This window comes from Pseudomonas syringae, from assembly GCF_002157375.1.
Lineage (GTDB): Bacteria > Pseudomonadota > Gammaproteobacteria > Pseudomonadales > Pseudomonadaceae > Aquipseudomonas > Aquipseudomonas syringae_T.
Genome location: NZ_MTSA01000003.1, coordinates 25,747 through 37,771, shown reverse-complemented (window position 1 = coordinate 37,771; position 12,025 = coordinate 25,747). Strand labels below are relative to the sequence as shown.

Annotated in this window: 1 protein-coding gene (cut by a window edge); it reads right to left on the bottom strand. The window is 62.7% G+C overall.

Annotation, left to right across the window (positions count from 1 at the left end):
- Positions 1 to 12,025, bottom strand: partial view of a non-ribosomal peptide synthetase gene (locus tag BW686_RS03870; protein ID WP_084914372.1) — the 5' portion only. The gene continues 4,148 nt to the left of window position 1, outside the view; 12,025 of the gene's 16,173 nt are visible here — the first part of the coding sequence; the start codon lies at positions 12,023 to 12,025; its stop codon lies off the left edge, out of view.

The window sequence follows — 12,025 nt, the reverse complement described above, 5'->3', positions numbered from 1 at the left end:
TGTTGTCCAGCGGACGGCCGATGCAGTGGACGGGTGTGCCGTGCGGCTGGACTTCCACCGCGGTGGCGACGATGGTCGCCTCGGTAGGTCCGTAAGTGTTCAACAGCCTTGGCGTATGGCCGCTGCGTGCGAACCACTGCTGCACGGCGTCCATGCTGACCTCTTCGCCACCGATGACCACCACCCGGACGCATTCCGGAATGTCCACCTGCGGATGTTGCGCCAGTTGCTGCCAGAAGCGCGTCGGCAGGCTCACCACGTTGAGCTCGTTGACGGCACACAGCGACCAGAATTCGAGGGCGTGGGTCAGCCAGGCCTTGCTGCGCAGCACCAGCGTGGCACCGGTGACCAGTGCGCCGAAGATCTCCTCGATGGAGGCATCGAAGTTGACCGAGGCAAACTGCAGCGAGCGTTCACCTGCTTTCAAACCGGTCAGGTTGCAGATGGCGGTGACTTCGTTGCACAGGCCGGCGTGCTCCAGCATCACGCCCTTCGGTGTGCCGGTGGAACCCGAGGTGTAAATCACATAGGCAAGGTGATGTGGGGTCAAGCCCAGTGCATCGGCGTCGATGTTCTGAGCATCCAGCGTCGACCAGGGCTGGAACGCGCCGTCCAGGGTCATCACGTGCAGGTTCTCTGGCAGATCGCCCAGACGCGGCAGCGCCCATTGTTCGCACAGCAAGGCCTTGGGGGCGCTGTCCTGCAACATGAACGCCAGGCGCTCCGAAGGATAGGCCGGGTCCAGCGGCACATAAGCGGCACCCGCCTTGAGCGTCGCGAGTATGGCCACGATCAGCCGCGGGCCTCGATCCAGTGCAATCGCCACGCGGTCTTCAGGCTTGATGCCAGAAGCGAGCAGGTAACGGGCCAGTCGGTTGGCCTCGCTGTTCAGCCCGGCATAGCTCAGGCTTTCGCCCTCGAACACCAGTGCGCTGGCCTCGGGCTGACGCTGTACCTGACGTTCGAACAACTGGTGGACACACAGGTCCGGCAGCGCGCGATTCGTGTCGTTCCAGCCATGCAACAGGTGCTCGCGCTCAGCGTCGGCAAGCAGTGGCAGCTCGCTCACCGGGCAGTGTTCGTGGGCAACAAGGCCCGACAGCAAGGTCTGGAAATGCCCCACGAAGCGCGCAATCGTACGCTCGTCGAACAGATCGCTGGCGTATTCCACACTGCCGGTCAGGTCCCTGCCGTCATCGTTCAGGGACAGCGACAGGTCGAACTGGGTACTGTTGTTCCGGTATTCCTCGGGGGTCAGTGTCAAACCGGGAAGCGCTATCGAACGGGTGTTATCGGCATTCTGCAGCGCGAGCATGCTCTGGAAGACGGGGCTGTGGCTCAGGCTGCGGGCCGGGTTGAGGGCTTCCACCACATGCTCGAACGGCAATTCCTGATGGCTGAATGCGCCCAAGGCACTGGCTCTGACCTGATTCAGCAGTTGGGTAACGGTCGGTTGGTCATCCAGACGCACCCGTATTGCCAGGGTGTTAACGAAGAAACCCACCAGAGGCTCGAGTTCCTGACGCTGCCGATTGGCGACCGGGGTGCCGATGACCACATCGGTCTGGCCGCTCAGACGCGACAGCAAGGTTGCCCAGCCTGCCATCAGTGTCATGAACAGCGTGTTGCCGTGACGGCGGCTCAAGGCGCGCAGCCCGGACGTCACGTCGGTCGGCAGCGCGATGTCGTACTGTCCGCCGGCATGGCTCTGGACCAGAGGGCGAGGGCGGTCGGTCGGCAGCTCAAGCAGCGCTGGCGCACCGTGCAGATGACCTTGCCAATAATCCTTCTGGGCCTGCAAGCGCGGACCGGCCAGCCATTGGCGCTGCCAGACGGCGTGATCGACGTACTGGATCGGCAGCGCAGGCAGCGGATCGGCCTCGCCGTTGACAAAGGCACTGTAAAGCACGGCGAATTCGTGGGTCAGCACATCAAGTGATGCACCGTCGGACACGATGTGGTGCATCGTCACCCACAGGCGATGCTCGGTGTCACCGAGGCTGACCAGGTGCGCCCGGATCAACGGGCCTTTGCTCAAGTCGAAAGGCCTGGCCACCTCTCGTTCAGCCAGTTGCTGCAACGTATCGGTGTCAACCGCTCCGGTCAGCGTGGTTTCGCTGATGGACATGCCGATGTCTGGCGCGGCAATGCACTGCCGGACCTGCGCGCCCTGACGTTCGAAGGTGGTACGCAGGCTTTCATGACGTTCGAGAATACGTGTCAGCGCCCGTTGCAGAGCATCACGGTCCAGCGTGCCGGTCAGGCGCAACAGTGCAGGGATGTGGTACGCGACGCTGGCGTTGTGGTCCAGTTGGTCGAGAAACCACAGGCGCTGTTGAGCGAGCGACACAGGCAGTGGCTGATGCCGGTCGGCCAGGGTGATCGGTTGCGAACGTGACGGACTGGCTTGCGCTACGTATTCAGCCATGCCTTTCAACGAAGACTGGGCAAACAGGGTGCGCAGATCGATTTCGACGCCAAGCTCGGTGTGCAGGCGCGATTGAAGCTGAACGCTCAGCAGTGAATGCCCACCCAGCTCGAGAAAGCCGTCATGGCGACCGACACGCTCGACGTGCAGGATCTCGGCCCATATCTGTGCCAGCGCGGTCTCGACGTCACCCTGCGGTGCTTCGTAACCGCCGATGTTCAGGGCCTGCAAGTCCGGCGCGGGCAAGGCGCTGCGGTCCAGCTTGCCATTGGGGGTCCGGGGCAGGGCGTCCAGCTGCACGTAGGCGGCCGGGATCATGTATTCAGGAAGCTGGTCTTGCAGATGGGCGCGCAACGACTCGGTCTCTACCGTTGCGTCGGACGCCGTGAAATACGCCACCAGACGCTTCTGGCCCGGTACGTCCTCACGAGCGATCACCACCGCTTCACGCAGTGCTTCATGGCGTGCGAGTTTCGACTCGATCTCACCCAGTTCGATACGGAACCCGCGCACTTTGACCTGGAAGTCGTTGCGCCCCATGAACTCCAGGCTGCCGTCGGCCAAATGGAGGGCCAGGTCGCCGGTCTTGTACATCCGTGCGTCAGGCTCCTGGCTGAACGGATCCGCCAGGAAGCGCTCGGCATTGACCGCTTCCAGATTAAGATAGCCGCGCGCGACACCCTGGCCGCCGATGTACATTTCACCCGCAGCGCCAAACGGCACCGGGCGCAGGTGCGAGTCGAGCAAGTAGATACGCGTATTGGCCATCGGCTTGCCGATGGTCACTGCGGAACCGACGTGCGAAGCGCCTGCGCCTTCACCGACATAGGCGGCGGTGCAGGACACCGTGGCTTCAGTCGGCCCGTAAGTGTTGACCAGTCGTGTGTGCGCAGGACGGATGCGTGCCCACTGCTCCAGTTTTTGCCCTGACAGGGCATCGCCAGTGACGTTTATCAGCCGCACGTCGTTGAGGCTTTGGCTGGCCAGCGCCGGCTGCTGATGCCAACTGCCGACCAGGCTGTGCCAGTGCGCGGACGTCATGTGCAGCACGTTGGGGCTGATGTCGCCTGCCAGCCCGTCGACGCCGAAAATGGCCTGGCTCGGCAGCAGGGTGGCACCGGCCAGCAGCGCCGGAAACATCTCTTCGACCGACAGATCGAAGTTCAGCGAGTTTTGTTGCAGCACCACGTCACCGGGCTTCAGTTCGAACAGGCGTGCGGCATCCAGTGCGTAATTGACCAGGCTGCGGTGTTCGATCATCACGCCTTTGGGAAGCCCTGTTGAGCCGGAGGTATAGATCACATAGGCCAGATTCGCCGGGGTCAGCGCATGCCGTTCAAGGTTGCTGTCCGGCAGGCCGTTGAGGTCGATTTGATCCAGATCGATCACTGGCACCGAAACCGGTGGCAGCACTGCCAGCGTCGCTGCCTGGGCCAATACCGCCACCGGGGCGCTGTCAGTCAGCATGTGGCTGATGCGCTCGGCGGGGTAGGCCGGATCAAGCGGCAGGTAAGCGCCCCCGGCTTTCAGGATCGCAAGCAGACTGACCACCATGTCGGCGCTGCGATTGACGCAGATGGCGACTCGCGCATCCGGCACAACACCTTGTTGGCGCAGGTAATGGGCAAGGCGATTGGCGCGTTCATTCACTTCGCGGTAGGTCAGACGCTCCGCACCGGCAATCACGGCGAGGGCATCGGGTGCGAGCGTCACTTGCGCTTCGAAGCGCTCATGCAGCAATTGCGCACCGCCGAAGTCATAAGCGGTCTGATTGAGGCCGTCGACAAGCCGCGCATGCTCGGCGTCAGGCAGCACGTCGAGGTCTGCGGCCTGGTGCTGCGGGTCGATATCGAGCGCCTGAACGAGCGCCGCTATCGACTGGAGCAGATAGCCGGCAATACGGTGCGGGTCGATGTCGCCGGTCACCTGAGTGGTCAGCGAAAAACCCTGCCCGTCATCGGCAACGGCAACGTCGATGGGGTAGAGGGTGCTTTCTTCGTTGCTCAGGAAGCGCACACCGTCCCATTCCAGTACCGCGTCCTTGTTGGCCAGTGACGCACCGTCGGTCTGATGGCGATAGTTAAGCAGCGTGGTAAACAGCGGCGAAGACGCCGGCACACTGCTGCAACGCTGCGCCAGGGCCAGCGGGGCTTGCTCGTGGCCCAGCAACTGGCCGAGGTCCGCGGCGGTTTCGGTGATCAGCTCAAGCACACTTTGCGTGTCTACGTCGATGCGGATCGGCAACGTGTTGATGAACACACCGAGGGCTTTGTCGGCACCGGCAGAACCTTGCAGGCGGCCCATCAGCACCGTGCCGAACACCACCTGCTTCTGGCCTGTGCAACGTGCGAGCACCTGGGCCCAGGCACTGTGAAACAGCACCGCCGGGCTGATGCCGTAACGGCGCGCCTGTTTGCGAATGGCCAGCGCCAGTGCCGGATCGACATGCTGGCTGGCTTCGGTGAAGTGCGTGCCGTCGCCCTGCAGATCCAGCCGGTCGAACGGTGCCGTCGGTGTTTCGATGCCGCTCAGGCGTTCTTTGAAATAGGCTTCGTGAACCTCGGGCGGGCTGGCCAGTGTCTGGGCGACAAAATCACGGAACGGCAAGGGGCGGGACAGGCTATCGCCCTGGCCCTGCATGATCGTCAGAATCTCGTCGAGAATGATCGAAAGGCTGACGTGGTCGCTGATCAAGTGATGGTTCAGCAACGCCAACTGCCAGCACCTGGTTTCCGGGTCCTGGGCGATGGTTGCCTTGAACAGCGGCGCTTTGGTCAGGTCCATGCGCAGGTAGCGTGGATCGCTGGCCTGCTGCAGTTGATCGAGTGTCGAGGACGCGCTGTTCACGTCCAGCGTGTGTACCGGCAGGACTGCCTGGCGCTGGACGATCTGCACCGGCTGCGGCAAACCGCTCCATTGCACGGCGCTGCGCAGGATATCGTGACGGTCGATCACCTGCTGCAGGGCGTCAAGAAAGGCATCCAGACGTGTGCGGCTGTCGAACTCGATCAGCGAGCGCACTAGGTAGGCGTCGCCTTCGTGGCCGAGCAAATGATGGTAGAGAATGCCCTGTTGCAAAAGTGCCAGCGGGTAGATGTCCTGAATATTGGCGGCGCCGCCAGGGACCTGTTCGGTCAGCCTGTCGATCTGCGCCTGACTCAATTGCACCAGCGGCAGCATGTCCGGGGTGATTGCATCGCAGTCTTCGGCAATCAGGTTTTCGGGCGCGATGAACAGTGAGCGCGCGCCAGCGTCAATGGCGACGGCCATGTCACGCAGGATCGGCGCCGAGAACACCGCACGGACATCTGCCGCCACGTTGTGCTCGCGCAGGCGTTCGATCAGGCTCACGGCCAGCAGAGAATGACCGCCCAAGGCAAAGAAGTGGTCGTTGCGGCCAATGTTTTCAATACCCAGCAGGGCTTGCCAGATGTGTGCAAGCAGGTTTTCGGTAGGGCCTTGCGCTGGCTCGTGCAGCCGGTGGGCAAAGGCCTCGGCGGTGGGTTTGGGCAGTGCCTGACGGTCAAGTTTGCCGTTTGCTGTCAGCGGCAGTGCAGCCAGATGCACGTAAGCGGCCGGGACCATGTAGTCCGGCAACAGGCTTTGCAGATGCGCGCGCAGCGATTCGATATCCACCGGCGCGTCTGCGGCGGTGAAGTACGCCACCAAACGCTGGTCACCGGGTGCGTCCTCGCGAGGTATCACCACCACGTCATGGACAGAGGCGTGACTGGCCAGCTTGGCCTCGATCTCGCCCAGTTCGATGCGGAAGCCGCGGATCTTCACCTGATCATCGTTACGGCCCAGGTAAATCAGGCTGTCGTCGCTGGTCCAGCGCGCCAGGTCGCCGGTGCGGTACATCCGGGCATCTGGCGTCGGGGCAAACGGGTCGCTCAAAAAGCGTTCGGCGTTCAGCTCTGCACGGTTCAGATAACCCCGCGCCACGCCGGCACCGCCGACGTACAGCTCGCCGGTCACTCCCGGTGGCACCGGCTGCCCGTAGGCATCCAGCACGTAAAGGCGCAAATCCGGAATACGCTTACCAATCGGGCTGACGCCGCCGTTGACGTCGGTTTCGCTCAACGGGTAGCACGTAACGTGTACGGTGGTCTCAGTAATGCCGTACATGTTGAACAGTTGGGTGTCGGCATTGAGCGGGCGTGCATACCACGGTTTGAGGATGCGGGTGTCCAGCGCTTCACCGCCGAAGATCACCTGACGTAAAGCATGCGGGCGCGGGTTTTCGCCTTGGGCGTTGATCAGTTGGCGGAACGCGCTGGGGGTCTGGTTCAGTACCGTGACGCCGCTTTCACACAGCAACTCATAGCAGGCCTGGGGCGAGCGTGTTACGAGTTGCGGCACCAGCAGCAGCGTACCGCCGTGCAGCAAGGCGCCCCAGATTTCCCAGACGGAGAAGTCGAACGCGAAAGAGTGAAACAAGGCCCAGACGTCATCGGCACCGAACTCGAACCATTCACGGGTCGAGGCAAACAGCCGGGTGACGTTACCGTGTTCGATCATCACGCCTTTGGGCAGCCCGGTGGAACCGGAGGTGTAGATCACGTACGCCAGATGGCCCGAATTCAAGGCCTCTCGTTGAGGATTCAGGTCGGATTGGTCCTGCCACACAGGCTGATCCAGGTTGACCAGCGGTGCCGAGACCGCCGACAGCACTGCCAAGGTGGCGTCTTGCGCCAGAACCACGGCAGGCGCGCTGTCTTCGAGCAGGTAAGCGATGCGCTCGGCCGGGTACGCCGGGTCCACGGGCACGTAGCCCGCGCCCGCTTTGAGGATGGCCAACAGGCCCACCACCATGTCGGTGCTGCGTTCTGCGCAGATCGCGACCTTGTCATCGGGTTGTACGCCGAGACCGATCAGGTAATGCGCAAGGCGGTTGGCCTGGCGGTTCAGTTCGCTGTAACTCAGGCGCTGATCTTCGAACGCCAGGGCCAGCGCGTGACCACGAATGCCGGCCTGGTGCTCGAATAACTGATGAATAGTCAGGCCATGAGGGTAGGGCTCGCGCGTTTCATTCAGATCCTGCAGCAAACGCTGGCGCTCGCTGGAGTCGAGCAGCTCGATGCCGTCCAGCACGCACTGTTCATCGGCGGTCATGGCCCGCAGGATGCGTTCCAGGTAGCCGAGGTAACGTTGCGCCGTGGCTTCGTCGAACAGCGCCGTGGCGTATTCGAGGCTGCCCAGCAAACGGCCCTGCGCCTCCCCCAGATTCAACGACACATCGAATTTGGAGATGTCGTTCAGAACATGAAGGTCTTCCAGCGTCAGAGCGCCCAGCGCCGCCTGGCTGATTCCCGCGTCCTGCCAACTGAGTACGGCCTGGAACAGCGGGCTGTGGGACAGACTGCGCTGCGGATTGACGATTTCGACGACCTGTTCGAACGGCAGATCCTGATGCGCCTGCGCGGCGAGCACTTGCGCCTTGACCCGGCTCAGCAGTGTTTCGACGCTGGGCTGCGCCGAGGTGTCGATGCGGATCGCCAGCGTGTTGACGAAGAAGCCGATCAGGGGCTCGACTTCGCTACGCGTGCGGTTGGCCATAGGCGAGCCGATCACCACGTCCTGCTGACCGGAAAGACGGCTGAGCAGCGCGGCCCAGGCGCTGAGCACGGTCATGTACAGCGTGACCCCGTGCCGCTTGGCCAAGGCCTTGAGGTCTCGGGTCAGGTCTTCGTCGAACGCCACCGGCAGGGTGGCACCGCGGTAATCCTGTTCGGCCGGGCGCGGGCGGTCGGTGGGCAGGTCCAGCTGTGCCGGCGCGTCTGCCAGCGTCGCTTGCCAGTAACGGCTCTGTTTATCCAGTACGTCGCCGTTGAGCCAGTGTCTTTGCCAGGCGGCGTAGTCGGCATATTGCAGGGTCAGCGGCGGCAACGGGTCGGCGAGGCCTTGGCTGAACGCCTCGTACAGCGCTGCAACTTCACGGGTCAGCACGCCGATTGACCAGCCGTCCGAGATGATGTGGTGCAGCGTCACCAGCAAGACGTGTTCGGTTTCCCCCAGACGGATCAGCGTGCCGCGTGCCAGCGGACCCTGCGCCAGATCGAAGGGGGCCTGCGCTTCTTCGCGCAACAGCGCCTGAAGTTGCTGCCCGGCCTCAGCCTGGTCCTGCAGGTCGACGTGCCTCAGGCTGAAACCGATGTCCTGAGCATCGATATGTTGCACGGCGTGCAAGTGCGCATGCCGTACGAAGCGAGTGCGCAACGCCTCGTGACGAGCCACCACCTGGTCAAGTGCGCCCTGCAATGCCGAGCGGTCAAGCAGGCCGTGCAAACGCAACCCAGCAGGCATGTGGTACGCCGTGCTGGCGCCGTCCATCTGCGCCAGAAACCACAACCGCTGCTGAGCGAAAGACAGGGGCAGGTCTGAACCACGGTCCACCGGCGTGATGTCCGGCAGGCTGCTTTTGCCGGCCAGTGCCGCGACTTTTGCCATGTCGGCCAGTGTCGGATGCGCGAACAGTTGTGCCAGGTCCAGCTCGATGGACAGTTGCTTGCGGATCAGGGAAACCAGTTGAATGGCCAGCAACGAATGCCCGCCCAACTCGAAAAACTGATCTTCGCGACCCACCTGCGGGACGTTCAGCAAGGTCTGCCACAGGCTGGCAAGGGCTGTTTCCAGCTCGCCCTGCGGCGCCTCGTAGCGGCGACTGATGAGATCACTGGCTTGCGGCTCCGGAAGTTGCGCGCGGTCCAGCTTGCCATTGGCTGTGAGGGGCAGGGTCTGCAGCGCAACGTAGGTGGAAGGCACCATGTAGCTGGGCAATTGAGCGTGCAGGTGATCGAACAGCACTTTGATGTCTATCGGCGAATCGGCGCCTGGCGTGAAGTACGCCACCAGGCGTTTTTCGCCGGAGGCATCGTCGCGGGCCAGCACGACCGATTCCTTGACCGCGTCGTGCAGCGCCAGTTTGGCTTCGATCTCGCCCAGTTCGATACGCTGACCGCGAATCTTCACCTGGAAGTCATTGCGGCCCAGGTATTCGACTGCGCCATTGTCCAGCCAGCGGCCCAGATCGCCGGTTTTGTAGACCCGTGCCGCCGGGTCTTGGTCAAACGGGTCGGGGATGAACCGCTCTGCGCTCAGTTCAGGCAGGTTCAGGTAGCCACGAGCGACACCGACGCCGCCGATATGGATCTCCCCGGCAACGCCCACCGGCGTGGGTTGGCCATGGGGGTCGAGAATATAGAGATGAATGTTGGCAATCGGTCTGCCGATGGGCACGCTGTCGCCAGCATCTGAAGGCTGGCAGTGCCAGGCGGTGACGTCGATCGCGGCCTCGGTCGGGCCGTAGAGGTTATGCAGCTGCGCGGGGGCCAACTGGTCTTCGAAGCGTTTCTGCAAGCTGCGGGGCAGGGCTTCGCCGCTGCACAGTACTTTGCGCAACGCGCTGAAGCCCTGGCGGTCGTCATGGTCGATGAAGACTTCGAGCATCGACGGCACAAAGTGCAACAGCGTGATGCGCTGGTCACGCATCACCTCGGCCAGGTACGCCGGGTCCTGATGACCGCCCGGACGGGCCATGTGCAGTTGCGCACCCGCCAGCAGCGGCAGGAAGAACTCCCACACCGAGACGTCGAACCCGTAGGGCGTCTTTTGCAACACCCGGTCGGTGGCGTCGACCTGATATGCATCCCTGGCCCAGAGCAGCCGATTGACCACACCCCGATGCTCGTTCATCACGCCTTTGGGCATGCCGGTCGAACCGGAGGTGTAAAGCACGTAGGCCAGGTGCGTGGCCTGTAGCCCGAGGCTGGCCGCGTCCGGGTTGGTGTCCGGAAACCGCTCAAGGCCGGGCGTATCGCCATCCATGACCAACGTGATGACATCCGGTCGGCTGACGGTTTCCTGGAGTGCCTGAGACGTGAGCAACACCACAGGCTGGCTGTCGTCGAGCATGTATTCGCGACGATTGGCCGGCAGGTCCGGGTCGACCGGAACGTAGGCGCCGCCTGCTTTCAGAATGGCGAGCAGGGCCACCACCATCTCGTTGCTGCGGCGCAGGGCCACTGCGACTCGGGTGTCTGGCTTCACCCCGGCGTCGATCAGTTGGTGGGCCAGCCGGTTTGCCTGGCGATTCAACGCGTCATAACTCAGCATCCGGCCACTGTGATCAGTGACTGCGCAGGCCAGCGGCGTGCGCTCGACCTGTTGCTCGACCAATGCGTGAATCAGCTCGTCGCGGGGGTAATCATGGTGCGTCGCGTTGAACGTGTGCATCACACGATCCCGCTCGGCCTGCGGCATGATGGGGAAGCCGGCAACCGGAAGGTCATGGTGTTCGATAATGGCCTCGAACATCGACACGATGCGCTTCTGGATCACCTGCACTTCATCGAGGGTGAAAAACGCCGTGTTGAAGTTGAAGTCCAGATAGACGTCATCGAACGGGTGGTAGTCGCGCACGAAGATCGCCAGTGGCAGGCGTTCGTAGCCGTTGTCCTGAGTGAAGACTTCGGTTTCCTGGCCGCCGAACAGGGCGTCACCGTTGAGGCTTTCGAACGACAGCGACACGTCGAACAACTGCCTGCGGCCTTCCTGAGCCAGCTTCAGGGTGCGATTGAGCTCGGCAATCGGAAAACGCTGGTGCCTGTAGCAACGCCGCAACTGACCGGCCGTGACCTGCATCAGGTCCATCAGCGACGCCTGAGTATCGACTTCCAGGCGAATGGGGCTTACCGACGAAAACATGCCGACCGTTGCCTTTTGCCGCGCATTGGTGCGGTTATGGACCGGCATGCCGATGACGATTGAATCGACGCCTGTGGTTCGGCAGAAATAGGTGCTGATGACGGCCATGAACACGTGCGCCAGCGAGAACCCCTTGCTGGTGGCAAACTCGGCCAGGTCGTTGAACAACTGGCGGGGCATCATCATTTGCGCCTGGGCACTCGGTGCAACACCGCTGCCCGGCACGGCAAAGCGCTGCTGCAGCAGCGGCGGTGGCAATTCGGCGAACACCTCCTGCCAGAACGCACGGTCGCGCTCGAACCGGCTGGATTCCAGGTACGCCCGGTCCTCTTCCAGAAACGCCAGGTACGAATGCCCCTCTGGCGGGTTGTTGTCCCCGTTGAGCAGGCCGTTGTAAGCGTGCTCGACGGCGTGCCCCATCAGCGCAACGCTGATCCCATCGGTCATGAGGTGGTGATAACGGTTGAGCAAGTAATACAGCTCAGGCCCGCAGCGCACCAGACGAGTCTCCCAGAGCACGCCGAGCAACGAAGGGAAGGGGCGGCGAAACGCCTCGCGCAGGTAATCTCTGGCCACTTGCGCCGGGTCCTGTTCAGCGGAAACGTCCACCACTTCCAGCTTCACATCGACATGGGGCAATACGCGCTGGCAGGCGACACCGTCCTGAACGCCGAAACTCAGGCGCAGGGAATCGTGACGCTCAGCCACCAGCTGGATGGCTTTCTCAAGCAATGGAACATTGACCTCACCGCGAATCTCGAGGGCCATCCCGATGTTGTAGTAAGGCAACTCGGGATGCGCCATCTGATCGAGCCAGATACCTTGCTGGACGGATGCAAGCCCGTAAACCGGAGAGTCTTGTTCAAGCATCTGGGAGGAGGACGAGTCCAT